Source organism: Planktothrix sp. PLAVEN19ND, from assembly GCF_057220675.1.
Genome location: NZ_CM170132.1, coordinates 4,664,828 through 4,690,200, shown reverse-complemented (window position 1 = coordinate 4,690,200; position 25,373 = coordinate 4,664,828). Strand labels below are relative to the sequence as shown.

At 39.5% G+C, this 25,373-nt stretch carries 23 protein-coding genes and 1 riboswitch; of the genes, 16 read left to right on the top strand and 7 right to left on the bottom strand.

The window, feature by feature from the left end; all coding sequences use genetic code 11:
* Position 1: 1 nt before the first annotated feature.
* From AC2D3N_RS19985 to AC2D3N_RS19965, 5 genes are all read right to left on the bottom strand, one after another.
* The gene (locus tag AC2D3N_RS19985; protein ID WP_234996788.1) at positions 2-1,348 is read right to left on the bottom strand and encodes an ArsB/NhaD family transporter; all 1,347 of its coding nucleotides are present in this window, start codon (positions 1,346-1,348) and stop codon (positions 2-4) included.
* Between the two features lie 91 nt (positions 1,349-1,439).
* Positions 1,440-1,931 carry a hypothetical protein gene (locus AC2D3N_RS19980; RefSeq protein WP_079680670.1) on the bottom strand — a complete coding sequence of 164 codons (492 nt, stop codon included), beginning with the start codon at positions 1,929-1,931 and terminating at the stop codon, positions 1,440-1,442.
* A 16-nt stretch (positions 1,932-1,947) separates the two neighbouring features.
* Complete coding sequence (locus tag AC2D3N_RS19975; RefSeq protein ID WP_079680669.1) at positions 1,948-4,089, bottom strand: cation:proton antiporter; 2,142 nt, start codon at positions 4,087-4,089, stop codon at positions 1,948-1,950.
* A 263-nt stretch (positions 4,090-4,352) separates the two neighbouring features.
* Positions 4,353-4,503: riboswitch (cyclic di-AMP (ydaO/yuaA leader) on the bottom strand.
* A gap of 233 nt (positions 4,504-4,736) precedes the next feature.
* The gene (locus AC2D3N_RS19970) at positions 4,737-5,585 is read right to left on the bottom strand and encodes a M48 family metallopeptidase (protein ID WP_079680668.1); all 849 of its coding nucleotides are present in this window, start codon (positions 5,583-5,585) and stop codon (positions 4,737-4,739) included.
* A 148-nt stretch (positions 5,586-5,733) separates the two neighbouring features.
* Entirely contained in the window at positions 5,734-8,514 is a 2,781-nt protein-coding gene (locus AC2D3N_RS19965; protein ID WP_484691919.1) for a Calx-beta domain-containing protein, read from the bottom strand.
* A 441-nt stretch (positions 8,515-8,955) separates the two neighbouring features.
* Here AC2D3N_RS19965 and ccmS point away from each other — a divergent pair, with 441 nt between their 5' ends.
* Positions 8,956-9,396 (top strand): beta-carboxysome assembly chaperone CcmS, encoded by a 441-nt coding sequence (gene ccmS / locus AC2D3N_RS19960; RefSeq protein WP_079681044.1) that lies wholly within the window; start codon positions 8,956-8,958, stop codon positions 9,394-9,396.
* A gap of 184 nt (positions 9,397-9,580) precedes the next feature.
* Here ccmS and AC2D3N_RS19955 read toward each other — a convergent pair whose 3' ends face one another.
* Complete coding sequence (locus AC2D3N_RS19955) at positions 9,581-10,954, bottom strand: helix-turn-helix domain-containing protein (protein WP_484691918.1); 1,374 nt, start codon at positions 10,952-10,954, stop codon at positions 9,581-9,583.
* A gap of 247 nt (positions 10,955-11,201) precedes the next feature.
* Between AC2D3N_RS19955 and AC2D3N_RS19950 the strand changes: the two genes are divergently transcribed.
* The 5 genes from AC2D3N_RS19950 (at position 11,202) to AC2D3N_RS19930 (ending at position 14,941) form a co-directional block, all read left to right on the top strand.
* Positions 11,202-13,595 carry a DUF8189 domain-containing protein gene (locus AC2D3N_RS19950; RefSeq protein ID WP_484691917.1) on the top strand — a complete coding sequence of 798 codons (2,394 nt, stop codon included), beginning with the start codon at positions 11,202-11,204 and terminating at the stop codon, positions 13,593-13,595.
* Positions 13,596-13,813: 218 nt separating this feature from the next.
* Positions 13,814-14,023: a hypothetical protein gene (locus AC2D3N_RS19945; RefSeq protein WP_254034355.1), complete on the top strand. Its 210-nt coding sequence runs from the start codon at positions 13,814-13,816 to the stop codon at positions 14,021-14,023.
* Entirely contained in the window at positions 14,020-14,433 is a 414-nt protein-coding gene (locus tag AC2D3N_RS19940; RefSeq protein ID WP_484691916.1) for a type II toxin-antitoxin system VapC family toxin, read from the top strand. Before AC2D3N_RS19945 ends, AC2D3N_RS19940 begins: the two co-directional genes overlap by 4 nt.
* Before the next feature lie 132 nt (positions 14,434-14,565).
* Positions 14,566-14,724 carry a hypothetical protein gene (locus AC2D3N_RS19935; RefSeq protein WP_484691915.1) on the top strand — a complete coding sequence of 53 codons (159 nt, stop codon included), beginning with the start codon at positions 14,566-14,568 and terminating at the stop codon, positions 14,722-14,724.
* 1 nt (position 14,725) lies between these two features.
* Positions 14,726-14,941 carry a hypothetical protein gene (locus AC2D3N_RS19930; RefSeq protein ID WP_484691914.1) on the top strand — a complete coding sequence of 72 codons (216 nt, stop codon included), beginning with the start codon at positions 14,726-14,728 and terminating at the stop codon, positions 14,939-14,941.
* Between the two features lie 61 nt (positions 14,942-15,002).
* Here AC2D3N_RS19930 and AC2D3N_RS19925 read toward each other — a convergent pair whose 3' ends face one another.
* Positions 15,003-15,200 carry a type II toxin-antitoxin system VapB family antitoxin gene (locus AC2D3N_RS19925; RefSeq protein ID WP_254031456.1) on the bottom strand — a complete coding sequence of 66 codons (198 nt, stop codon included), beginning with the start codon at positions 15,198-15,200 and terminating at the stop codon, positions 15,003-15,005.
* Positions 15,201-15,702: 502 nt separating this feature from the next.
* Here AC2D3N_RS19925 and AC2D3N_RS19920 point away from each other — a divergent pair.
* From AC2D3N_RS19920 to AC2D3N_RS19875, 10 genes are all read left to right on the top strand, one after another.
* On the top strand, positions 15,703-16,056 hold the full coding sequence (locus tag AC2D3N_RS19920) for a metal-sensing transcriptional repressor (RefSeq protein WP_484691913.1): 354 nt from the start codon (positions 15,703-15,705) through the stop codon (positions 16,054-16,056).
* A 49-nt stretch (positions 16,057-16,105) separates the two neighbouring features.
* Positions 16,106-16,750 carry a DUF2834 domain-containing protein gene (locus tag AC2D3N_RS19915; protein WP_484691912.1) on the top strand — a complete coding sequence of 215 codons (645 nt, stop codon included), beginning with the start codon at positions 16,106-16,108 and terminating at the stop codon, positions 16,748-16,750.
* A gap of 104 nt (positions 16,751-16,854) precedes the next feature.
* Positions 16,855-18,492, top strand: a complete 1,638-nt coding sequence (locus AC2D3N_RS19910; RefSeq protein WP_484691911.1) for an efflux RND transporter periplasmic adaptor subunit — start codon at positions 16,855-16,857, stop codon at positions 18,490-18,492.
* Positions 18,493-18,567: 75 nt separating this feature from the next.
* Positions 18,568-21,882 (top strand): efflux RND transporter permease subunit, encoded by a 3,315-nt coding sequence (locus AC2D3N_RS19905; RefSeq protein WP_484691910.1) that lies wholly within the window; start codon positions 18,568-18,570, stop codon positions 21,880-21,882.
* Positions 21,883-22,109: 227 nt separating this feature from the next.
* Positions 22,110-22,526, top strand: coding sequence for a XisH family protein (locus tag AC2D3N_RS19900; RefSeq protein WP_079680649.1), 417 nt, complete (start codon positions 22,110-22,112; stop codon positions 22,524-22,526).
* Positions 22,514-22,849 carry a XisI protein gene (locus AC2D3N_RS19895; protein ID WP_079680648.1) on the top strand — a complete coding sequence of 112 codons (336 nt, stop codon included), beginning with the start codon at positions 22,514-22,516 and terminating at the stop codon, positions 22,847-22,849. The genes AC2D3N_RS19900 and AC2D3N_RS19895 overlap by 13 nt, the downstream gene beginning before the upstream one ends.
* Before the next feature lie 96 nt (positions 22,850-22,945).
* Positions 22,946-23,533: a GUN4 domain-containing protein gene (locus tag AC2D3N_RS19890; protein WP_079680647.1), complete on the top strand. Its 588-nt coding sequence runs from the start codon at positions 22,946-22,948 to the stop codon at positions 23,531-23,533.
* Positions 23,534-23,545: 12 nt separating this feature from the next.
* Positions 23,546-24,745, top strand: coding sequence for a hypothetical protein (locus AC2D3N_RS19885; protein WP_484691909.1), 1,200 nt, complete (start codon positions 23,546-23,548; stop codon positions 24,743-24,745).
* Complete coding sequence (locus AC2D3N_RS19880; RefSeq protein WP_484691908.1) at positions 24,711-24,830, top strand: hypothetical protein; 120 nt, start codon at positions 24,711-24,713, stop codon at positions 24,828-24,830. Before AC2D3N_RS19885 ends, AC2D3N_RS19880 begins: the two co-directional genes overlap by 35 nt.
* Before the next feature lie 274 nt (positions 24,831-25,104).
* Positions 25,105-25,353, top strand: coding sequence for a hypothetical protein (locus tag AC2D3N_RS19875; protein ID WP_484691907.1), 249 nt, complete (start codon positions 25,105-25,107; stop codon positions 25,351-25,353).
* Positions 25,354-25,373 lie beyond the last annotated feature (20 nt).

The following is a 25,373-nucleotide window of genomic DNA, read 5'->3' as shown; positions in this document are numbered from 1 at the left end:
TTTAAATTAGGAAGGCAAAGGTGACATATAACATCGCTACGAATAGTTGCACAGCCATGACTGGAATTCCATAACGAAGAAAGGTTTTAAAGGAAATTGTTCGTCCATGTAGTTCAGAAATTCCGGCGGCGACAATATTAGAAGAAGCTCCCACTAATGTGCCATTTCCGCCCAAGGTTGCCCCAAACATCATCGCATAAAATAGCGGTAATACTTCCGGGGGAAACTGTCCGTTAAAAGCCGGGTCAAGCACTTCTGTACCGACAAATCCCACATTAACTAAATATTGTTTTAATAGAGGAACCATCGCCACCACTAAGGGAATATTAGGCACAACACTAGAAATAATCCCTACTGTTAATAGTAGCAAAATTGAACCGAGAGCAATATTTTTTCCTAAAATTACTGCTAGAAATCCTGATAAACCATTAATCACTCCGGTTTTTTCTAATCCCCCAATTAAAACAAAAATCGACATAAAGAAAATTAAGGTACTCCAGTCTACATCTCGTAAAATATTATTAACGGTATCGATCTTACTATGATGGGCTAACATCAAAGCTAAAGCTGCCCCTAATAAGGCCACCGCCGCCGGAGAAATCGGAACAGGTAAGGTTTCTCCAATTACAAAAAAGGTTAAAACAAAGGCTATAATTAAACCCCCCATTGCTAAAATGCGGGGATGATTAATTTTGGGACTGGGTAAATCTTCTAAATGTTCAAATTTTGCATTCCAGGTTTTGCGGAATAAAATGGGTAATAAAATCACTACACTAACTACGGCTAATACTCCTCCAATACTTAATCGTTGTAAGTAATCAAAAAAGCTAATATTAATCGCATCTCCGACAATAAATGTGGCAGGATCTCCAACTAAGGTTAATAATCCAGAACTATTAGCAATGAATACCATTAAAATTAATAAGGGGACAAAATCAATTCCTAAATCCTGAGCAATGGGAGGAATTAAAGGCGCTAACAACATCACTGTTGTAGCGTTGGGTAACATCGCACAAATGGGAGTCGTTAAGGCGACTATTCCCAACAATAATCGTTTCCCTTCTCCCTTAGCCATCAAAATCATTTTGACGGCTAAATAATCAAAAATTTTAGTAGGTTCAAAGCAACGGACTAAAACCATTACCCCAAAAAATAACCCTAAAGTTGCATAACTTTGACTGATATAATTAACAGCCTCCGTCAAGGTCATGACATGGAAAAAAATCAGAATCAGAGCACCTAAAAATGCGGCGATGGTCAGGTGTAGCCACTCTCCTATAATTAGGATAATTACCCCAATGAAGGTAATTCCAGCAATGAAAGAATCCAGGGTTTCTATTGATAACATAGGTTTAGGAATAGAGGATAGAATTTAAGCATCAATGAACTTTTTTAAAAGTATTAGATCTTTTTCCAAAGCCAAAATCAGCTTTAGTAATTTAATGAGCTTGTTTTTCCGATTTAGATACCGGGTTTAATTTTGCGGTAAAATTGATCGGATTGGATAAGGTTTTATCCTGTATTTGACCTTTAAATAGTTTGTTTTTAAATTCTCCTGTAAGTGTTAATGGATTAGAAGTTTGGGACAGATCAGATGAACAGAACAATAACGGATTTGAAATTCCCGATAATATCATTTTTGGCTCCTTAAATTTGCCACTTAACGCGATTTTATTCAGATTATCTGGGGATTTTTCTAATACTAAATTGGCAAAAATATAAATACCTGACTGTTCAATTTTCAAGGTTAAATCTTTGTTTTTTAAACAGTTGGGAGGGGTATCAAACTCTATAGAATAATCACCCCCAATACTGACAGGTGCTTTTAATTGGGTTTCTCCATAGGTTGTGACTCCTTTAAAAAGGATCAGAACTGAGGCGATTGTAGCCGCATAAAAGACGAAGGATATCCAGTTAAAATTATGGCGCATAGTTCAATAATAATTGTTAGGTGTTAATCGATTGCTGTAATAATGATTCGAGGTGGGAGGTAACTTGAGAATAACTCCGAGTAATCAGTAAAGATGAATGACAATCTTGAGCCAGTTGATCGGTATACCGTCCCAAAGTTTGCCTTTCAATTCCCCAGGTGCGGCTGGTACCTACAATGGTTAAATCTACGGTTTTTGAAGTTTCAATTACCGCTTGAATGGGATCAGTTTCTGGCAGTCGAATCATTTCTAAACGGGATTGAATCTGGGTGGGCAATATATCAATCATATTCCGTAATTCATAGCTTAATTCTTTCTCTGGTTCGTTAGATGTCACTAAAATTTTTAACTGACAATTGGGGTCATTGAACATCATTCTTAAGGCTAAAGTCAACCCTAAATCATCGTGAATATTAGAAGCATAAGCCACTAATAAGGACTGAATTTGTTGCTGTTCTTTATTGACAAATACGGCAACATCGGTGGGAGAAGTATTCAAAATTTTGCCAACTCTCCCACCTAAACGATTGTCACTGAAGGCGGGACGATGCCAACCTACTAATATTAAATTAGCTTGATCAACTTGTGCAATTTCTATCGTTTTTTTAGCAACATCCTGGGCAATGCGGATAATTGGATAAACTCCTTGTCTGAGTTCAGGAGGTTCTAAACTTTGAATTAATTCTTCTAAACGTTGTCGTTGTTTCTCAATTAAGCGGTTTGCTTCATCGGGCGTACTTTGAAATAAATAATCTTCCTCTAGTTCGATTAAACTTAAAGGATGAACAACAGCAGGAGGTTTTCCGGCGATCGCTAAAGCTAATTGTACTAATCCTCTTTGAGTATTGGGATTTGCAACAGGAACTAAAACTCGATAAGCAGGAGTCAGAGGTTCAGGACTTATTGTTCGGGTTTCCGGTTCAATAATATCAAGTTTAATTAACTCTTTGGGATAGGTCATTTCTAATAATGGCGAAGTCATAAAGGTTGTGACTAATGCCATAATGACTAATAGGGTAAAAAGTAACGGTGAAATTACCCCAAAACTTAAGCCAATATTTAAAACAATTAGTTCAGTTAATCCCCTAGTATTCATTAACCAACCTAACGCCGAGGCTTCCCGTTTTTCAATTCCACTAACCCTGGCGGCGACATAGGTTCCGACATATTTTCCAATAATTGCCACCCCAACGACTAACGCACATAATAACCACAATTCAGGACGATTTAGCAAGCCAATTTCCGTGCGTAATCCACTATAAGCAAAGAAAATTGGTAGTAAAAAAATTAAGACAAAATCCTCTGTTTTTTCAGCTATTTCTCGGACTAAACCTGGATCTTTGGGCATCACAGCCCCGAGTAAAAAGGCTCCAAAAATTAAGTGAATTCCGATCAATTCAGTAATTAATGCAGAAGCCACCACTCCCATATAAATCCAAGCTAAAACCCATTGGGTGAGTCGTCCTGTGCGTTGATAATGGACAGAGAGTTTTCGCAAAAGCCACCGCCCTGCGGTTGCCATTAAAATAATATAAAGAATCGATGCAATAATCGTGGGAAATGCCCCCGATATACTGTTAGTTCTGGTGACCGCGATTGCTAAGGCTAATAAACACCAGGCGGTGACATCATCAACGGCGGCACAAGTTAAAGCTAAGGTTCCTAAACGAGTTCCTTGTAAATTATTTTCTGTGATAATTCGCGCTAAAACGGGAAAAGCCGTAATCGATAAAGCCGAACCTAAAAATAAGGCAAACGCAGTGAAGGAAACGCCATTATTAGAAACAATTGGATACAGAATTAATGCGGTCGAAATCCCCAATGCAAAGGGAACTACAATACTAACGTGAGAAATTAAAACTGCCTTTTCTAGTTGCCCACTCAAATATTTCGGGTTCAGTTCCAACCCAATTAAAAACATGAAGAAAATTAGTCCAATTTGAGATAAAACATTCAAGTAGGATAGAGTTTCGGCAGGGAATAAAGCGGTCATCACATTAGGAGCAATTAACCCTAATAATGATGGCCCCAACATAATTCCGGCAATAATTTCTCCAATGACTAAGGGTTGTTTAATTTGACGACAGAATAATCCCATTAATCGGGATAATCCAATCACGATCAAAACTTGCAGGAGAACTAAAATCGCAGGGTGCATAGTCAGCCTCAAATGGAATACGAAAGTTAAAGGGAGATTAATGTTTGTTAATCCCCGCACTCATTGAATTTTAGGACAGGTTATCTATATCTGTGATTACCCAAAATTAGCAAACAACAAAACCTAGCCATTTCCATGACCCTCACACATCTTTGCAAGTGGGTTTGATTCTCGTATTCAACCCTCACGGATTGAATATTAATAACACAGTCTGATATACTTAGAATTCCGGTGAGGGCAATGATCAAAACTTTGCCGATCAACAGTCTTCTCTCACAGCCGACGGGGTTAGCTGACGGGCTAGGACTGAGAGATGTCCTTCTCGACAATCGTAAACAATCGAAGATAAGCCCCTAAATATGGTTCCCCCGCTCTTAACTCATTAAAAAAGAGTGGATTAGGCTGACTGACTCTACTTAATAGGTTAACCTAGCATATTAATTGAATTTTGTCTATCTATAGCAATCCGTGTAGGGGTTGTAACATTTTATAGTAGGGGTTTGGTCTCCAAACCCTCTTTGCGCCTGGGTTTGGTCTCCAAACCCCTACAGGTTTTTATCACAAATCATTTAAGATTGCTATATAGCAATCAAAAGCGCCCTGAACTTCGATTCAAGGCGCGTAAAGTTTCGATTAATTCGTTGAAATTAAGATAAAATTCGTTCAACGGTAGCGCGATAGGAATTGCTATCTAACCCATCGCCGGAGTTAACCATACTGGGATCAAGAAGTCGTTGCATGGCGGAAATGCGATCGCCCGTGGCTGGGTGAGTGCTGATAATGGTTGGCGGAGACCCACTTTTTAACAGTTTAGCCATAAAATCTACAGCACCCCGCGGCGCATAACCCGCACGAATTAAAGTTGCTAAACCCAGGCGATCGGCTTCATATTCAGCTTCACGGCTTTTAGGGCGGTTTAAGGCTAATTCCACCCCAATTTGAACTAATTTATTCTGATCCGCACCAACGGCCGTAGCCACCCCCGCCGCCACCGCCGCTTGACGCATTTGTTTAATCGCATGACGTCCAGCAATATGTCCGATTTCATGGGCTATCACACTCGCTAATTCCGCTTCATTATCCGCCGCCGCAATTAAGCCCGTATTAACATAAACAAACCCGCCCATAGTGGCAAAAGCATTGACATTCCGATCATCAATCACTTGAAACGTGTAGGGAATATTCGGGCGCTCGCTGGCTTGGGCTAGACGTTGACCAATTTGATTAATATAGTTTTGAGCCTCTTGATTACGAAATAATTTAACTTGTTTAGAGAGTAATTCTTGATTAATTTGTTCCCCGATCGCAATTTCCTGACGGGCCGATAAATTCGATAACTGGATAACTTGAATTCCTCTAAAGATTAATTCGGGTAAAGGAATTGCCAAAGTTGTGACCGTTGAACTCAATACAATACCCAGGGTAAGAGTTATTGAAATCACCGGATACAACCAACGACGGCGCAAAGATCGGGCAATTGTCAAGCGGTTTAACATAATGAGTGCAGGTGAGAATTTACAGGTTAAAGGTATAAAACAAAAGTGGGGGTGTATTTAAGTCTATAGACGCAGATTTAAGAAACCGGGTTTCTAATCCTTATCTCTGAGTCTCCATCAAGTTCTGTTGAGAAACCCGGTTTCTGAGCTAAACTGACCAAGTGGCTAAATAAGCATCATTTCCTCCTAATGGATTAGGATTAATCGCGTTAGTTGTTGTCGCAACAGAGGGTTGGGTTACTGTCCCCAAAATCACCGCTTGACCCTTTGCCACCGCAAAACCATTCACACTTCCTTTCGCCCCATCAGCGTCACCGGTTTGAGTTAAAGGAGTCCAGAATTTTCTGATAGTATAATCAGCCGATAATCCTAATACTGCCATTTCTCCCAAGGTATAAGCTCCAACGGGTTGATTATTAATGGTTTTAGCCGGACGATTTTGCAATTGAAATGCCGAAGATCCTCCTATATATACATTACCAAATTCGTCAGCCGTGATGGAATTGGGGGTAAAACTATTCGCCCCGGTACTAGTCCGGGTAACAATAAATTGACCCCGATCAACAATTCCATTATTCGGATTAATTTTGGCATGAAAAGTGAAAGTTCCCGCCCCAGCACCGGAGAAATTATTAAAGGAATCAACATCAACTTTTGAGGCTAAATTTTGCGTAATGGTTTGACCATCCCGTTGAAAAACATTATTGCCACCATCGGTTCTTCCTAAGAAATACAGTCCCCCATCTTTACCCATTGTAATTCGTTCTCCTCTTGTATCTGCTCCTAAATTTTGTCCGGTGACTTCCGTTGCACTAAAATCCCAGGTTTTCCATAACAAATTTAAGGAAGAATCAAACCCGCGTAAGAACGGCGTTTGTAAAGTGCTGGTAACTTGATTATACCCGGTAACAAAGACTTGTTTAGTGGTAGGATCAATCGTAATATCCGCCGGATTAACATTCGTTCCAGTTAAGGTTGTGCTAGTTAATTGAGTTCCCGCTGCATTCCATAAAGTAATCGTATCTGTACTATTATTTAAAGTGGCAACTGTACCATCCGACGCGATCGCAACTCGATTAAAAGTTCCCAGTTGTGACCATAAAACCGTATTAGCTGTAGGGTCATAAACCTTAATTCCAAAATCCCCAACAGCGACAATTTCTCCACTATCTCGATCCACATCTAAATCATTCACAACACCGCCTAATGGTGTATTAGATAAAGGTGCTGTATTGCCATTTTGTAACCTTTGAATTTCTCCCACACCGTTGAAATTACCCGCAATAATAATATTATTATTAACTGGGGAAATTTCAACCGATGTACCACTATCATTTCCAGTTGTTCCTAAATAGGTTGCACTATTTAACGGGAGATTTTCACTCGGATCATTATCAACAATTTGTAAAATTGCAGTATTTTGAGTTCCGATGGTCGCGCTTCCTTCGGTAATAGCTAAGGTCAAATTAATGCTTTCCGTCGGTTCAAATACCGTATCCTCAATGATGGGAATTGTAATAGTTTTAGAGGTAATATCTCCATCCGCAAATGTTACCGTTAGGGGCGTATTAGTATAATCTGAAATTGCCGTTGCAGTTCCATCCGTTGGGGTGATTTGTGCCGTCACTAAACCACTACTTCCTCCCGTTCTATTGATCGTAATAGTGTTAACAGGTATGCCATTTTCATTAACACTAAAATTAGCAGAACTAAACCCTAAAACACTAAGAGGTACTGGTGTTGGTGTCGGTACTGGTGTTGGTATTGGAGTTGGTATTGGAGTCGGTACTGGTGTTGGTATTGGAGTCGGTAATGGAGTCGGTACTGGAGTTGGTATTGGAGTTGGTATTGGAGTCGGTACTGGTGTTGGATCGGGTGTTGGTAATGGTGTCGGTACTGGTGTTGGTGCTGGAGTTGGTATTGGAGTCGGATCGGGTGTTGGTGCTGGAGTTGGTATTGGAGTCGGATCGGGTGTTGGTGCTGGAGTTGTTACTGGAGTCGGATCGGGTGTTGATACTGGAGTTGGTATTGGTGTGGGCGCTAATGTTGGTGAAGGTGTGGGCTCTAATGTCGGTACGGGAGTTGGTTCTGGGATAGGATCAGAACCTTTAAAAATAAAATTATCAGAATTGAGACTATTGTTATTTACGTTTTTGAGAATTGCTAAATATTCATTAGAACTTTTATCTTGAATAATCGTATCATTAGCATATTCCCCAGTTCCTTGAGTAATCTTTAACGCAGTGAATGTCAGATCTCCTAATAATCCAATAGCATCTTGATTTAGAGTAAAATCTGTGATAATATCAGCGTCAGTAATCGCAAATCCTCCCATAGTTTTGCCAATATAAAAGAGATCATTTCCCTCTCCACCCGTGATCATATCAGCACCTAAATCTCCATAGAGAATATCATCTCCAAAATCCCCGAATAATTGATCATCTCCTTCTCCTCCGGCGACTAAATCATCCTCTTTTCCCCCATAAATAATATCGTTATTCTGGTTTCCAAATAATGTATCTGCACCGCGATCGCCCACAATAAAATCACTTCCCACATCACCAAAAATCAGATCATTATCTTGACCTCCAGCTAAAGTATCGTCATCTTGACCGCCATAAATACTATCATTTCCTAGATTACCAAAAATATAATCAGCTTGTTCATTTCCTCCTAAAATATCATTACCTTCTAAACCATAAATCGTATCATTTCCCTCCAAAGCAAAAGCATTATCATCAAATGTCGTACCAATAATTAAATCAGAATTATTAGTTGGAATAAAATTAGTTTCAGTTGTCGTAATAGCTGTAAAACTTCTTCCCACGGGAAGATTACCACCCAAACTAAACGATAATATTTGAGGATCAGGAATAATCTGGGTCGGACTGAAAAACAAATTTCCAGAATCAAAAGTGTCAAAACTCATAATCTAATTTTCCTCGCAAAGACTCGCAATAGCTATACTATTTTTCTGGATATTTTCAATTAATCAGGAAAATATTTAATTTAATCTGATCAACAATTTAGTAGATGTAAAAGCTGTTTAAACCCTGACTCTGAAGGTAATACACTAAATAATGAAGACGATTTATTGAGGCAAAAAGTTTCTCAAATTTAGCTTTTTTTTACCCAAATTGTTGATTTATAAAAGTAATTTAATATACATTAATTTTAAAAATCACCGTATTTTTAAGGATACTCAGTTATTCATTACATCCTGTAGTCATTAAAAATACTGAGTAAATTAATAACTTTTATTGAAATTATTCTAGCTTTGATCAGTAGATCGACTTAGACCCATAGAATTTGATAGAATTGACCCATAATCGGTTAAAATAGTATCTCAGTGAAAACCAGTCGTCGAAAAATGATTAAACCTGATAGCACTCAACCCGGTTTAGGACAGCAAAGTTGGCAAAGTCAGTTAGATCGGTTTGTGAAAGATAACCGTCAGGAATTAGCCGCCTTAACTTGGGGTTTACACCTACAATGGGGAGAAGAACCCAATACCCTCGGAATTGATCTCAAACCCACCCCGCACTTTGTCGCTTGTCCGAAATCAACCATTGAACAACTGAATCAAAATGTTGAAAATCGGTTAAAAGAAATTGTCGGAATTGTAGACGGGTATCAACCGGAAAAAGAAGTATTAATCATTGGAATTGGTTTTGATCATGTCAGATTAATTTATTTTGAATCTAATCCTACTCCTCCAGACTGTTTTCAACAAGTGGGAAAAGATGTGGATACTTTATTAACACAGTTAGAAGATTCCATGAATCAAATCATAAATCTTTCCAATCTGTAGGGGCGGGTTCTGAAACAATATTTAATAATAATAAAAAATCTGAATAAACCCGCCCAAACCAAACCAAAAATCGAATTAATTATTGATTTATGAATATAAAAAAAGGGCGGGTTGATTTAATTCTTTTGTTGGTATTCAATATTATTGTAGAACCCGCCCCTACATATAAAAACAGGGTTTCTAGTTATTGATAATTCAAAATAAGATATTGTTGAATAATAGGAGAAACCTTAAAATATGTTTGCTGTTGCTGTTCTTCGGTTTCTATTAAACAACGCCGTTCTAAAGATTGAATCGCTTTAAATACATCCGTTGCAGGTAATTTAGATATTTCTATTAATTCTGCAATTCCTAGGGGTTGCTTTTCTTGACTCAGAGTAGCAATCACCGTTTTTTCAAGATTTGATAACCGTTCCCAATGCTGTTTTAAAATTTCGGTCAGTTCCTCCCCTAAGTATAGATTATCATATTTGAGAAATTCTGCAACCCTTCCCCTAAAAATATCTTGAATCATGTTTGCTACGATTTTTAACCATAAGGGATTTCCTTGATAAGTATTAATTAATAGATACCATTGCTCCTCATCTTTTAATCGTTTTTCGTGTAAAATTTCCGTTGCTGCTGAACCCAAACCCGATAACTTTAAACAGCGAATGGGTGCATTATCATCGGTTAAAGTAACAATATCTTGGGGAAGTTCCCAACTATTGAGAATTAAACAACTTTGATGGGAGGTTTCAGCGATTAATTTAAACAACAGGCTATAATTTTTAAAGTCAGGATGATATTGTCCGGCTAGGGTTCCTTGATTGAGTAAGGTTTGCACATCATCCAGAATAATCAGACAGCGTTTTGTTCTCAGATGTTCGATTAATAAAGATAATTGTTCTTCTAAACTAACAGGTAATTCTGTTAAGGATTGATTAGATAAAAATAATAATAAATTTTTGAGGGTAATCTCTAAACTGGGGGAAGTATAAAAACTTCGCCAGATAATTGCTTCAAATTCCGGTTGTAAAGTTTGAATTAAATAACGAGTTAGGGTAGTTTTACCAATACCACTTAATCCAATAATAGAAACGAGGCGACAATTTTCTTGAATTATCCAATTTTGTAGGGTTTTTAATTGGTGAGTGCGATCGCATATTTTCTTAATATCGGGTGCTGTTCCTAAGTCAATTTGTTGTTGTTTTGGGGGAGAAGGTGATCGCTCTTTGGGTATGATTGATGATGGGTTATTACTGCATATATGAACGTTACTAATATTAAAAGAATCATTTTTGCAATTCAAAAAATAAGCTGATTGTGAGCGTTCTAAACTCGATCTAATATTCGATTTCCTAATATTTTCACCTAAAATCCCTGAAAACATTTTCCATAATTCTGAGGCTAAATTTCTCACATAAGCCTCGGTACGATAACATTCTTCTGCGATTTCAGAATATTTTTGGCCATCCCATACACCGCGCAAGACCGCTTTTTGCAGATCATCCAGATGTTTTTCTGTCTCCGAAAAAACCACACTGTCTGCTAACTTTAAGAATTCTTCTATATCCATAACTCCACAAAATATCAGTATTTTCACTAGGATATCAGACTTTTTGTGATTTAACATGACATTTTTCAAAATATTATGACAATTTATGACGAAAACAATTTTAATTATCTGCTTAAAAGTGATGTTTTATTACTTTACAAAAACAGGTTTTTCATCCATACTATTTTTTAAATCAGTTACTTGAGTCAGTTAATTATATTTATCAAAATTATCTCACTTTTACCTAACCTAAATTCAGGGAAGATATATGTCTAATCCACTTTCGCCAGATCCTAGTCAGAATTTGCTCCCATCTGCCAGTTTTTCTGCTTTGAATTGGAACCCTAGTCAGGAACCTAATCCAGTAGTTGTTCTACAATCTGACTTATTAATCGGTCATATTAATCAAAGCCAAAATATTCCAGCAGTCACGCCAAACCCCTCTGATAGTTTATTGCTGGCTCCAATTGAAGGATCAATTGCAACTATTGACCCGAATATAACGTTACCGAATGACAATTCTTTCGATGGGTTGACGGGTGAAGCAATGGATATTGTCAAGGAACAATTAACCCAGTTTGCAAAGGTTCCTAATTTTGTCGAAAAGATGAATTTAGCCTTTGGAGAAAGTTGGGATACTCAAGCTGCAAATGTTCTAACCCAAGATTGGTTAAACGGTGATTTTAGTTTAATTCCGCCAGTTAAATTTGTCTCGTCTGCCGAAATTGGTGGGGCGAATGGGGCTTTTGCAGGGGCGACAGATACGATTTATTTATCGAGAGAATTATTGGCTGGGAATAGCGCAAATCCGGCGGCGGTGGCCGATGTGTTGTTGGAAGAAATCGGGCATTCTATTGATGCGCGGTTGAATATTACGGATGCACCCGGAGATGAGGGGGCGATTTTTGGGGCGGTTGTGCAGGATAAGGTATTGAGTGAGGGTGAGCTTCAGGGATTGCAGAGTGAGGATGATACTGCAAAGATTAACTTGTTGGGAAGTGACATTTCTATTGAGATGTCACAAATTCCAATGGCAAGTTTAAATGGCAGACTCTATCAATCTCATCGGGGTAATGACAATAATATTTACACCCGTTCTTCCACCGATGGTATCAACTGGACGAATTGGAATAATAACGGCGGAGGCTATACACTAAACGCCCCAAGTTTAGCTGCTTTTAATGGCCGGTTGTATCAATCTCACCGAGGTTCTGACAATAATATTTACACCCGTTCTTCCACTGATGGAGTTAATTGGTCAGCTTGGGCTCAGTCAGGAGGAACAACGCAAAGCGCACCTACTCTGGCTGCTGTAAATGGCAAGCTTTATCAATCTCACCGAGGTTATGACAATAACATTTACACCCGTTCTTCCACTGATGGAGTTAATTGGTCAGGTTGGGCGCAGGCTGGGGCTGGGGTAGGTACATCAACAGCACCAGCATTAGCAGGTTATAATGGCCGACTTTATCAAACTCACCGAGGTTTTGATGCCAATAAAATGTACACTCGTTCTTCGACAGATGGAATGAATTGGACAGGTTGGGCTGAGTCAGGAGGAGGATCGACACCAAGTTATCCAACAATGGCAGAATTTAATGGCAGACTTTACCAAACTCATCGTGGCTATGATAGCAATTTAATCTATACTCGGTCTTCTACAGATGGAGTGAATTGGTCAGGTTGGACATCAATTAACAGAAGTACACCAACGGCTCCATCAATGACAGCTTTTAATGGCAAGCTTTATCTGACTCACCAAGGTTTAGATGATAAAATCTACATGAGTTCTTCCACCGATGGAATTAACTGGGGTTCGTGGATTGAACGGGGAGGAGCAACACCAACTGATTCTGATAATTCTCCCATTTCACCGCCAACACCAGACCGGCTCAATCAGCTAGGGAGTAAATCATCGCTCACTATTGATGAAATTCGAGAATACAGACAGCTTGTCACTCAAAAACCCGAATCTGAGCGTCCTGGTTTCTATCGTACTTTGCAATACAAAGTTCCTTATTTCAACCAACGTGATAATGCTTCTACCGAAGGTGGTCAAAGAATTGGTGATGTAATGTGCAACGTCACTAGCCTCGCAAGCTGCTTAACGGCTCTTGGTGTAAAAAATCCAAATTCAAGTAAGCAATTTGAAGATGTGCTAGAAGATAGATTACGAGCCAATCCATCGAGATATCCTAGCTCTCAAGGTACCAATGCCCGCTACTGGTGGGATAATCTTTCTAAACTTGCACAAGATCTTGGCGTTACTTCCTCTGGAACGCAATATATGCCAGGGTTTTCGTCAACTAATACTACTTTTTTCCAAAATTTTGTAAGGGATAACTGGGAATCGGGACTCAAGCAAGGCAAGGCAATAATGGCTGGTGTTTACACTACTAACCCCGGACATATTGTCAAAGTTATTGATATCGATTGGAATCGTGGTGGAATTGTTGTGGACGATCCTTACGGACAAGCACAAAATAGCAGTCTCAACGATTACAAGCGATTTAATTACACGGGAACTCAAAATACGACAAGTCGTGGATCTGTGAATACTCAACAGGGTCAAAATGAAAATGGAATTGGAAACGATAACTTCTGGTCTTGGTCATATTGTGCAGAAATTTTTGGTGACACTTGGTATTTGAAACTAGGTTAGACCATATGCTAGTGGTATCGCTCCTTTTTATTAGGAGTGATGAGTTTTTATTTAGACAATGCGATCGCTCTTTTTTTTCTAAAGTGCGATCAGTTTTTATTTAGAAGATGCGATCGCTCTTTTTTTCTGAAAGTGCGATCTCCCCCAAAATAGATTATAATTGAATAGCCTAACTCACTCGACAGATTAAATAACATAATCAATTGAGGTAATTTTAAATGAAATTAACAGCAACAGAGCAAGGATTATTAATACCTAAAGAAATGTTAGGAAAAGACCAAGAGTTTGAAATCATTCAAGAACAGGAAAAAATTATTATTACGGGTATCAAAAAAGAATCTTCTATTTGGGATTTAGGTTCAAACCCTGTGGAATGTGATGTAAAAGATGGCGCAGTTAACCATGATCATTATCTGTATATTCCATGAAAAATATCTATTTTTTAGATACCAGCTATATTTTAGCTCTGGAAATAAGAAATGAAGACGCTCATGAAAAAGTATTACAAAATTGGGCAGCTTTAGCAAGCTCCAAACCTTTTTTAGTAACCACAACTTATGTTTTTGATGAAGTTGTCACTTTTTTTAATAGTCGCAACTTTCATTATAAGGCAGTTGAAGTCGGTAATCGTCTCTTGGAAAGTCCTGATATAGAGTTGATAGAGATTGATCGGACTTTGTTTAATCAGGGATGGCAATATTTTCAAAAGCATAAAGACAAATCTTATTCCCTCACTGATTGTTTATCATTTATCGTTATGGAAGAACGAGAGATTGTTACAGCTTTAACCTTAGATCATCATTTCATTCAAGCTGGATTTCAAATTTTACCATCATAACCTAACTGCAAATAACTTTTTATTTTTATCCCATAAAAGTTAGATGATAGTTCATGTATGATGGTTTCTGAGATGGTTATTTTGTTTCGGTGACTTTTTGTCACTTGATTTCCTACTGCCTACTATTTTAATTTGAAATGTGCTGGTATCGCTCCTTTTTTATTAGGGGCGATCAGTTTTTATTTAGAAGATGCGATCGCTCTTTTGATTTTTGATCGGGCGATCATTTTCAGAACATCAAAAATATTTTGCTATAATCAATTTAACTTTGATAAAACGACGAAATATTAATATGAACATCACTTTTAAACAAAATTTGATTAATACATTTGATAATTTAACTTCAGAAGAACGAGATCAACTGATTGAGTTTCTGCAAAAACGCCGGTCGGAGTTGCAAGAACAAGAAATATTAAAATCTGTCAAGCTGACACGAGAAGCCAAGAAAAATGGCACAGCTTTTTGTGGCACTGCGGAAGAAGCAATTGCAAATCTTTTGGCAGACTAATTTATGAAAATAGTCTATGAAAATAGTCTATGAAAATAGTTTTAAAAGGTCATTTAAAAGATTAGTAAAGTCGCTGTTGCTTGTAGTTATAATCTTCATCGTAGTCAATAGTACCAAACAATTCCAATATTTTTAGTTGTTTACGACGTTGAATATACTCGCGTAAAGCCGCTTCGATTAATGTAGTAGGTGTTGGATGGTTACTCAAATCAAGAGCTTCTTGAAGAAGAGTTTTGTCAATTTCGAGCGTAGTTACCATGTATTTTTCTCCTGCAAGTAGGGTATGACGCAATTGCTACCAGACAATACTGTAATTCTAGTGTAGCACTGAAACTCCTTTAAGGGGCGATCGCGCCTCTCCCATCCCAAATCTCACGCGATCGCTCTTTATTTAGAAGATGCGATCGCTCTTAATTTTCCGAAAGTGCGATCGCCTCATATCAAGCTTTTACCCGTTACAAACTCATAGTAAAAAGAATACGCTCATAAAAAATTATTAAAAAATTGGGCAGCTTTAGCAATCTCCAAACCTTGTTTCTATTCTATTGTTTAGTATAAGATTGTTCTATTTTTTCCCTATTTTAAATATTAATATAAATTTTAAAACTTTGCTTGATTTTATACAAATACAGCCAAGAAGTGCTGAAGCACAACAACGGTTGTTATTTCAGTGAAACCCTTTAATCATAAACTATTGCGTACAGAAACATAAATTAAGGTACAATCATAGAATATTTATCAATTGTATATCAATAAAACCAATGAATGACTTAGATCCCACAGTAGAAGAACTCAACAACTTGCTAGAACATCATCATCATCCTGAACATTCTAGCCATCCCCATATTCATAGTGAAGAATCTTTGAGAAAGATAGTCAATCGTCTATCACGACTAGAAGGACATATTCGAGGCGTTAAAACCATGGTACAGGAAAATCGCCCTTGTCCCGATGTCTTAATCCAAATTGCCGCGATTCGAGGAGCTTTAGATCGGGTAGCACGAATTATTTTAGATGAACATTTGAGTGAATGTGTTGCAAGGGCGGCAAAAGAAGGGAATATTGATGTTGAAATTGAAGCCTTAAAAACAGCATTAGATCGGTTTTTACCCTAAAAATCAGTCATCATTTAATAGTTTATTACCCATTACCCTAAGTTTAATTATGAAAAATAAGATTATTTTTGGTTTGATTTGGCTTGGATTTATTCTGTATGCGTTTATATTTGCACCAACCGATCAGCCGGAAACCTTGGATTTAATCAAAAATCTCTCAACGGGGAACTGGACAGGAATTAATCCTTTGATTATTGCCCTATTTAATATTATGGGAATTTGGCCGTTAATTTATAGCTGTGTTCTATTTATTGATGGACATGGGCAAAAAATTCCAGCTTGGTTGTTTGCAACTTTATCCTTTGGGGTAGGTGCTTTTGCAATTTTACCTTACCTAGCTTTGCGCCAACCCAACCCTCAATTCTCAGGAAAAAAATCATGGTTTATAAAAATATTAGATTCTCGAATTACAGGACTATTATTAACAATAGGAACAATTATACTGGTTATTTATGGTTTAACCCAAGGCAATTGGGAAGATTTTATTCAACAGTGGCAAACTAGCCGTTTTATTCATGTTATGAGTCTTGACTTTTTATTGTTAAGTCTTCTGTTTCCGGTTTTATTAACAGATGATCGAGCTAGACGAGAAATGAAAAATTCTGTAATATTGGAGTCGATCAGTTTAATTCCTTTATTTGGGGCACTATTTTATTTAACTACGAGAGTGCCTTTGACTGCTCAAACTGAGTGATAAGAATTATTTTGTCGATCTTAAAATTCTTACAACATCATCTATAATACACTTCCAATATTCTCAATTGAGTTTATTCTCCGTTTCCCGTTTTCGACAAAACCATGAACAAGCGTCTAGCATCTTGGCATTCCTATTTTCCTCTCATCCTAACTAGCTTTCTAATGACTGCTTGTGGAGATGAACCCCAGGCTGCGGCCCCTCCACCCGTCGTGGTGAATTTGGCAACCGTAGGTATGAGTAATGTTAGAGATACCAGCGAATTTAATGCTAGGGTCGAAGGGATTCAAAATGCGGTGATTCAACCTCGTGTGAATGGATGGGTGAAACAGGTTTTTGTCCGTTTGGGCGATCGCATTTCTCAAAATACCCCCTTAATTGAAATTGACGGACGCCAACAACAGGCGAATTATGAAGGTCAATTAGCCAGCGTTGAGTCCAGAATGGCACAACTCAATAGTGCTAGGGCAAATCTGGATGCCCAACGATCGGAATTGCAGCGAATCCAGGCCCAACTGACCTATCAGTCCCAAGAAGCGGATTTACAAGATGCTCAACAAAGTCTAGCCGCCGAAAAAAATGAAAAACAGCGATTAGAGTACGAATTAGAATACACCTCCGTTGCTGATGAGCTAAAAACCGCCCAAGAGAATGTGCAGGTAGGGCTTAAAGAACGGGAGCGCCGACGGGCAATTATGGACGAAAGAAAAAAAGCCTATGATCGCTATCAGCAACTGTACGAACAAGGGGTCGTTTCCTCAGAAATCTACGATCAAAAATTAAGAGACTATCAAGCATCTCAAGCGGATTTTGCCGCTCAAGAACGGGAGATTATGTCCCTCCAGGCGAAAGTCAGAACCGCCCAACAAAACCTAGAACGTCAAATTTCCACCTTAAATACCCAAATCAAGACGCAACAAAGACGGGTGGATGCTTCTCAAGCCAAAGTTGAAAGTGCCTCGCAGAATTATAGTCGTGAGGTCTCCACCCTCAAGGCTCAAATCGCCAGTCAAGAAAAGGTGATTGTGGCTCAAGAAGCCGAGGTACAAAGACTCCAGCGCGATATTGACCAAGCCCGGTCAACGGCAACGGCTGGACAAATCCAATTGGGATATTATCAAATCAATGCCCCGATTGATGGAATAGTCGGGGAGGTACTGGTCAAAGTTGGGGATTTTGTCGATAGTCAAACTACAATTACCACCATTCGACAAAATGACTTATTAGAAGTTAAAATCAATATTCCCATTGAACGCCTCTCTCAAGTTAGAGCCGGAACTTTAGTCGAGCTTAGATCTCAAGAAACCGGAGCATTAATCGGAACTTCCCAGGTGTCCTATATTGCCCCCAGTGCGGGGACAGGAACCCAAACCATTTTAGTCAAAGCCCTTTACAATAACCGGGATAATAAATTACGCACCGATCAAATTCTCCGAGCTAAGGTAATCTGGGAACAACAATCGGGAATTACAATTCCAGTCACCTCTATTAGTCGGATTGGGGATCAAAGTTTTGTATTTGTTGCCCAAGAACAAACCAAGGAGGGGAACACTCGATTAATTGCCAAACAAAGACCCGTACAGTTAGGTAGTATTCAAGGTCAGAGCTTTGAAGTTCGCTCGGGTTTGAAAGCTGGAGAAAAAGTGGTTATAGATGGCGTGGTCAAGTTACGAGATGGCACACCCATTACGGATAAAAAACAGCAACCCACGACCGATGCCCCCTCACCGGTCAAACAATAAATGAAAAAACACGGATTCCCTGAACTTCGTTAATTGCCGACCCCCCACTAACTGCCAACCCCTGAGAAGATTGCCATGCTTCTATTTGTTCAAACCTTTATCAAACGACCTGTCCTAACGACAGTCTGTAGTATCCTAATTATTTTGGTGGGTGCTATCTCCATTCCCCTGCTGCCGATTACTCAACTTCCTAACCTCGCGAATACCCAAATCAGTGTTGTCGGCGCGAATATTGGGGCGGATGCGGAAACGACTGAAACCACCGTGACCACCATCATCGAGCGGGAAATTAACGGGGTGGAGGGGATGAAATATATGTCCTCTAGTACGGGAAATAACGGTATCAGTAATATTTCGGTGTTTTTTCCCAACGATGCGGATCGGAATATTGCTCAGGTGAACGTCCAAAACCGAGTGGCCCAAGCCGAATCTAATTTACCCGATGTTGTGAAGCAAACCGGACTCTCGGTTCAAGCCTCATCGCCCAATATTCTCCTCGTGATCGGGTTTTATTCCGCCAAAGATGAAACGGGAAAACCCCTCTACGATCCCACTTTTATTAGTAACTATATTGATCTATTTATTGTTGACCAAATTAGCCGAATTCCTGGGGTGGGTCAGGTTACTATCTTTGGAGAACGGAAATATGCCATGCGACTCTGGCTTGATCCGGCTCGAATGGCCGCCAGGGGATTAACGGCTCAGGATGTGGTCGGGGCTTTACGCGAACAAAATGTCCAAGTCGGGGCGGGAAAAATTGGTCAACAACCCACTCCCCCCGATCAACTATTTGAAATTCCCCTACAGGCCACAAGTCGGCTGCGGGGGGCTGAAGAATTTGAACAACTGGTACTGAAAACCAATAGTGATGGTAGTTTAATTACCATTCGGGATGTAGGAAAGGCGGAGTTAGGGGCGGAAAGCTACGATCTGGCAGCCACCTTTAACGGGGAACCCGCCGCGGGTTTAGGTATTTATCAATTACCTGGAAGTAACGCCTTAGAAACATCGGATCAAATCAAAGCCACGATTGCGGATATGGCCAAAAGTTTCCCGCCGGGACTCGAAAACCGGATTGCTTATGATACGACTTTATTTATTAAAGTGTCCCTTGAGGAAGTGGTGATCAGTTTACTGATGGCCGTTGGCTTAGTGGTGTTGGTGATTTTTATCTTTTTACAGGACTGGCGGGCTACCTTAATCCCCTCCATTGCCATTCCCGTAGCCCTAATCGGGGCGATGGCTGGGTTAAAGGTCTTTGGTTTTGAACTCAATACCTTAACCCTATTTGCTTGTACCTTGGCAACGGGGTTAGTGGTGGACGATGCGATCGTAATTGTAGAAGCCGTCTCGATCAAAATTGAACAGGGGATGAAAGCCCGTCAAGCTGCTTTAGATGCCATGCAGGAACTCACCGGGGCGACCATTGCCACTTCGGTGGTGTTGATGGCCGTATTTATTCCCGTGTCCTTTTTCCCGGGAACCACCGGGGCGATTTATCGGCAATTCGCCATGACGATTATTTTTGCCCTGGTGTTTTCCACTTTTAACGCCCTTTCCTTTTCCCCCAGTATGGCTGGGTTATTACTCCGCCCCAAAGAGGAAAGCCACGGGCCTTTAGGATGGTTTTTTGACCGATTTAATCAAGGTTTTGGTTGGGTACAGGAAGGATACCGTAAATTCATTACCTTTTTAACCCGGATTAATGCCTTAGTTATGGGTGTGTTTGTGGCGGGGTTAGTGGCAACGGTGTTCATGTATCAACTGGTTCCTTCGGGATTTGTTCCCGAAGAAGATCAGGGCTATCTGCTGATTCTATTTCGGACTCCCGATGGGGTGTCCCTCAACTATACTGCTAAAGCCTCGCAGCAAATTGTGGATCGAGTTTTAGCCATTCCTGAAATTGAAAGTGCCTTTGTGGTGCCGGGATTTGGTTTTGAGGGACAAAACCCCAGTCAAGGGATCGCCTTTGTGTTACTCAAACACTGGGAAGAACGCCAGAACCCGGAACAGTCGGTTTATGGGATCTTAAGAAAATTAAATGCGTCTTTACAATCGATTCCTGAAGTTCAAGCCTTCGCGGTGAATGCCCCCCCGGTACAGGGTTTGAGTACCACCGGAGGCTTTGAATTTCAACTCTTAGATACTACGGGGACTTTACCAATTCAATCCTTAGTGGAAAATGGTAATCGTTTAATCGCCGCAGCTAATGCCAATCCGACTTTCGCCGGGGTATTTAGTCAGTTTTCAGCCAGTAAAGCTCAGAAGCGAGTGGAGGTTCTGCGCGATCGCGCTAAAGCCCTGAATGTCAATATTAATGATATCTTTGGCACACTACAAACCTATTTAGGGTCATCCTATGTGAATGATTTTGTCCTGGGTCAGCGTCAATATCGGGTTTATGCCCAGGCTGCCCCAGAATTTCGCGCTAGACCCGAAGATATTTCTCAATTGTATGTGCGTTCCCAAGACGGCGAGATGATTGCCCTGAGTAATTTGGTGAAACTGACTGATTTTGTCGGGCCAGAAACTATTAACCATTTTAATATCTTCCGTTCCATGCTAATTCAAGGCAACCCCGCCCCCGGTTCTAGTACGGGCCAAGCGATCGCCGCGATGGAAAAATTAGCCTCTGAGGTCTTAGACCCCGGTTTTGATTATTCCTGGCAGGGAAGTGCCCTAGAGGAAAAATCCTCCGGGGGTTCGGCAGTTCTAATTTTCGGATTAGCTTTTATTATGGTGTTTCTGGTGCTGTCGGCCCAGTATGAAAGTTATATCGATCCGACGATTATTATGTTGTCCGTGCCTCTGGCGGTCTTGGGGGCGATGGCCGCGGTTTGGTTCCGGTCAAATATCCTGATGCAAGGGACGGTCTGGCCGGTGATCACCAATGATGTCTATGTGCAGGTGGCCTTGGTGATGTTGATTGGTTTGGCCTCTAAAAACTCGATTTTGATTGTGGAGTTTGCTAACCAACTGCGGGACAAGGGGTTAAATATTACCCAAGCGGCAATTCAAGCGGCGGAACAACGGTTCCGACCGATTCAAATGACGGCGATTTCTAGTTTAATCGGATTTTGGCCGTTGGTTGTTGCTTCTGGTGCGGGTTCTAGTAGTCGTTGGTCATTGGGAACGGCAATTTTTGGGGGTTTGTTAGCAGGAACCGTGTTAAGTTTGTTAATTACACCCAACCTATACATTACGATTAAAACCCTGGAATCTCGTTTTCTGAAAGGGGAAAAATCTGATAAGTCTAATAACAATAAATCGGATAAAAATAACCCCCCCTCTCCACCGGAAAATCCCCATGCTCCGGGTAAAACTTCTGAGACTTTGCCCCCCTCGGGTAATGGTTCTATCCAACCGGATACCAGTGTCAGTAAACCCTAAATTGTTATAGATTAATCAGGTAGGACTTACGCATGGGGCCCGAGAAACCGGGTTTTTTAGAAAATATGTGAGTCACAACGAAGTATTTTCGGAAAAAAACCCGGTTTCTTTGGTTGGGTGCGTAAGTCCTGTCAGGGAAAATGTCAAACAATGGGCTATCTAGGTCATAGTTGCAGTCGAGTTCTGATAGACTCAAGTTAACCCGGTTAGGAGGACTAGCATCCACCATGGCTAAAGACATTTTCCATCAACAGGTTAGAAATGCTTTAATCAAAGATGGATGGAATATTACTCATGATCCTTTAACAATTCGCATTAGCGAATCCATAAAATTACAAATTGATTTGGCGGCAGAAAGTGCGATCGGTGCAGAAAAAGATTCCGAAAAAATTGCCGTAGAAATTAAAAGCTTTATTGGAGACTCTGATATTAGCTCTTTTCATACTGCCTTGGGACAATATCTTAACTATTGTCAAGCCATGGAAGAAAAAGAACCAGAGCGGATTGTTTATTTAGCAATTCCTTCTGAAACTTATAAGGATTTTTTTCAGCTTTCTTTCATCCAACGTGCTTTGAGACGTTACCAAGTCAAGCTAATGATTTATAATCCTAAATTAGAGGAGATTAAGCAATGGATAAAGTAGAAGGTTATCGACAATTGATTAAACAAATTTTGACCGAACACGCCCAGACCGCAACAACTGAGGATACGGTGAAGGCAGCGTTAATCTTTGATAGTGAACATGACCATTATCAACTCGCTTATGTGGGTTGGCAAGGAGATAAGCGGGTATTTGGCCCAGTGCTGCACTTTGATATTCAAGAGGGCAAAATTTGGATTCAGTATAATGGAACGGAAGACTCTGTTGCCCAGAGATTAGTGGAGATGGGCGTACCCACTTCAGATATTATTCTGGGTTTTCATTCCCCTTTCAAACGCCAATTTACGGGTTATGCAATGGGCTAGTTAAGTTGAATAAACCATGAAAAACTGGGCTTAAGTTAACAAGTATTATGATGGCTATGGTTAGTCGTAAACTTTCAATCAAATCCTCTATAAAATATGTCAAACGCATCGCAACAACCCAAACAGTCTAAACCTCAATCTCAACCGTTGAGTTTAGATGCTTTATCAGAACGAGTTGAACGCTTAGAACAGAAGTTAGATAAAGCGTTATTATTATTAACGGATATATACCGATACCAAAAATTACGGGATTTTTTAGAAGCTGAAAATTGGAAGGGTGCGGATGAGGAAACCACAAGAATTATGTTAGAAATCATGGGGAAAACCAGTCTGGAAAATATTATTCCTGATGAAGTGATGAATTTTCCCTGTAGTGCATTAAGCCTACTGGATCAACTGTGGATGAGTTACAGTAAAGATCGTTTTGGCTTTAGTGTTCAACAACAAATTTATACCAGTTTGGGGGGAACCGATGATATTTCTGACATTGATATGAAAGTTTTACAGGCCATGGAAGCTCAATTTGGATGGAGTGTCAATAATAAATTATTAGATTATGACGATCTTGATTTTAGTTCAGAAGCTCCTGTGGGGTGTCATCCGTCCGGGTGGTGGCGATCGCCCTACGGAGCCAAAATGGAAGTCTATTTTATTGCCCGTTTGATTCGTTGCGGTGTTGATTGATCTGGAGCATTTATGAATCTTAATGGATTTAATCATTGGTTGAATCAAAGACAAATTCAACTCTTAGAATCCGCTTATCAAAGTGCCCAAGAAATTCAAGCCCTCGAAGATCAATATTTTCAGGGAAACCCAATTGGGTATGGTCTTGAATCTAAAAAAACCGTGGTTGATTATGTTAAAAGTTTACGCGATCGCCACCTCTTAACGATTCGTTTTAATTTGAGTCAATTCAAGTTGAATAGTTTTTTGTGGAATTATCAATCCTTATCCCAGGAAGAAACTTTTCAATCCGTTGGTATTCCCGAAACTGAAATTATCGAAAAGCTGGATTTTATTGATGGGGTGATCAAAAAATATCGGGACGACTCGGAGGATGCCTTAATTAATGGTTTAGCCAATACCTCGACACCGATGGGGTTAACACCGGAAGAATTAAAAACAGAAAACAATGAATCTGCGATCGCCCGTACCCTAGATACTCCAATTATATCGGCGACCTCTATTATTACACCTCAACCCCAAAATAATTGGTTTAGTTGGGGATGGTTTGGGGGAAATAAAGTTAAACCAGACTATGAGCAACAGGTAGTTCAAGAATTAAGAATTAGACGCATCCAAGATAAAATGGCTAGGCGTTGGATCTTGATTTTATTCTTGATTCCCGTGTTGGTTCAAATCGCTGTAAAAAATATAGTTTTTAACCCTTTAATGGGAAATTATAGTGACAAATATCCGACTAAAATTGAACTCAGTTCTGCGATTCAGGAGGAATTTTTACAGGAGTATTCTTTTTTCAAAGAAGGTTTAGAAATCAAACGGTTATTAGCAAGAAAACCGATGCTTTCTGAGGAAGAAAAAGAAGAAAAATTATCAGAAAAAGCCACTGAAATTTGGCGACAGTCTCGCAATCGTGCCTTGAATGGATTCAAGAATATTTTATCCGATGGTGTAGCTTTACTTACCTTTGGGGGATTAGTTTATTTTAATCGAAATAAAATCACGGTATTAAGAGGTTTTTCTAATCGAACTTTCTTAAATTTGAGCGATCCTTTAAAAGTATTTTTATTTATTTTAATTACGGATATGTTTGTGGGCTTTCACTCCGCCGAAGGATGGGAAGTTTTATTAGAAGGTGCGATCGCTCATTTTGGACTTCCAGAAAGTAGGGTAGCAATTAATGGTTTTATTGCAACGGTTTCCCGTGATTATTGATTCCTGTATCAAATTCTGGATTTTTAGCTATCTCACCCGTTATTCTCCGGCTGCTTCTGCTATTTACGAGCGCATGAATACCTAATCTATATAGAATTTGTAGCCTGCTGATTAATAGCTACCATAAAAACTTATATTTTAAGTATATCAGTTGAATATATCAGTGTTTCATATTGATGGAAAAACCACGCATTTATAAAGGATTAAGCCTCTAAAACTCTACAAATTGTATCAACTTTTTTAAACTTTTGTGAACAAGGTTAAAAATATTGTTCAAAAACAGAAAAATAGAGCTACTTTTAGAATATAGGGCTATGATTGCAACAAATTATATTTAGGATTATCAAAGGAAGATAGTTATGAATATGCGACTGGTAATTTTTTCTGGAATGGTGATGATGATCGTCGGTACAATTGCCGGACTGGGGGCTTCTAAATATAGCGAGAAACACTATCAATGCTGTAATATTGGCACTTCCTTGGACTTAGGCTACAGTCAGTCGCGCGACCCCCGGACTTATGCCCTAGCAGGGGCAGCCATGGGTTTTGTTTTTGGTTCTACCCTAGAGTTAGTCAGACAATCTGCTCCGCAAGAAGCGGAAAAGTAGTCTCCGTTTTAATCTCTGTT

Bases quoted from the DNA above. Each gene is read 5' to 3' on its own strand.
- AC2D3N_RS19875 (WP_484691907.1), top strand. From the start codon at position 25,105: ATGAATATGCGACTGGTAATTTTTTCTGGAATGGTGATGATGATCGTC.
- AC2D3N_RS19980 (WP_079680670.1), bottom strand. From the start codon at position 1,931: ATGCGCCATAATTTTAACTGGATATCCTTCGTCTTTTATGCGGCTACA.
- AC2D3N_RS19910 (WP_484691911.1), top strand. From the start codon at position 16,855: ATGAACAAGCGTCTAGCATCTTGGCATTCCTATTTTCCTCTCATCCTA.
- AC2D3N_RS19920 (WP_484691913.1), top strand. From the start codon at position 15,703: ATGAATGACTTAGATCCCACAGTAGAAGAACTCAACAACTTGCTAGAA.
- ccmS (WP_079681044.1), top strand. From the start codon at position 8,956: ATGATTAAACCTGATAGCACTCAACCCGGTTTAGGACAGCAAAGTTGG.
- AC2D3N_RS19975 (WP_079680669.1), bottom strand. From the start codon at position 4,089: ATGCACCCTGCGATTTTAGTTCTCCTGCAAGTTTTGATCGTGATTGGA.
- AC2D3N_RS19880 (WP_484691908.1), top strand. From the start codon at position 24,711: ATGGTTTTATTGCAACGGTTTCCCGTGATTATTGATTCCTGTATCAAA.
- AC2D3N_RS19885 (WP_484691909.1), top strand. From the start codon at position 23,546: ATGAATCTTAATGGATTTAATCATTGGTTGAATCAAAGACAAATTCAA.
- AC2D3N_RS19985 (WP_234996788.1), bottom strand. From the start codon at position 1,348: ATGTTATCAATAGAAACCCTGGATTCTTTCATTGCTGGAATTACCTTC.
- AC2D3N_RS19940 (WP_484691916.1), top strand. From the start codon at position 14,020: ATGAAAAATATCTATTTTTTAGATACCAGCTATATTTTAGCTCTGGAA.
- AC2D3N_RS19930 (WP_484691914.1), top strand. From the start codon at position 14,726: ATGAACATCACTTTTAAACAAAATTTGATTAATACATTTGATAATTTA.
- AC2D3N_RS19900 (WP_079680649.1), top strand. From the start codon at position 22,110: ATGGCTAAAGACATTTTCCATCAACAGGTTAGAAATGCTTTAATCAAA.
- AC2D3N_RS19890 (WP_079680647.1), top strand. From the start codon at position 22,946: ATGTCAAACGCATCGCAACAACCCAAACAGTCTAAACCTCAATCTCAA.
- AC2D3N_RS19965 (WP_484691919.1), bottom strand. From the start codon at position 8,514: ATGAGTTTTGACACTTTTGATTCTGGAAATTTGTTTTTCAGTCCGACC.
- AC2D3N_RS19915 (WP_484691912.1), top strand. From the start codon at position 16,106: ATGAAAAATAAGATTATTTTTGGTTTGATTTGGCTTGGATTTATTCTG.
- AC2D3N_RS19945 (WP_254034355.1), top strand. From the start codon at position 13,814: ATGAAATTAACAGCAACAGAGCAAGGATTATTAATACCTAAAGAAATG.
- AC2D3N_RS19955 (WP_484691918.1), bottom strand. From the start codon at position 10,954: ATGGATATAGAAGAATTCTTAAAGTTAGCAGACAGTGTGGTTTTTTCG.
- AC2D3N_RS19925 (WP_254031456.1), bottom strand. From the start codon at position 15,200: ATGGTAACTACGCTCGAAATTGACAAAACTCTTCTTCAAGAAGCTCTT.
- AC2D3N_RS19905 (WP_484691910.1), top strand. From the start codon at position 18,568: ATGCTTCTATTTGTTCAAACCTTTATCAAACGACCTGTCCTAACGACA.
- AC2D3N_RS19950 (WP_484691917.1), top strand. From the start codon at position 11,202: ATGTCTAATCCACTTTCGCCAGATCCTAGTCAGAATTTGCTCCCATCT.
- AC2D3N_RS19970 (WP_079680668.1), bottom strand. From the start codon at position 5,585: ATGTTAAACCGCTTGACAATTGCCCGATCTTTGCGCCGTCGTTGGTTG.
- AC2D3N_RS19895 (WP_079680648.1), top strand. From the start codon at position 22,514: ATGGATAAAGTAGAAGGTTATCGACAATTGATTAAACAAATTTTGACC.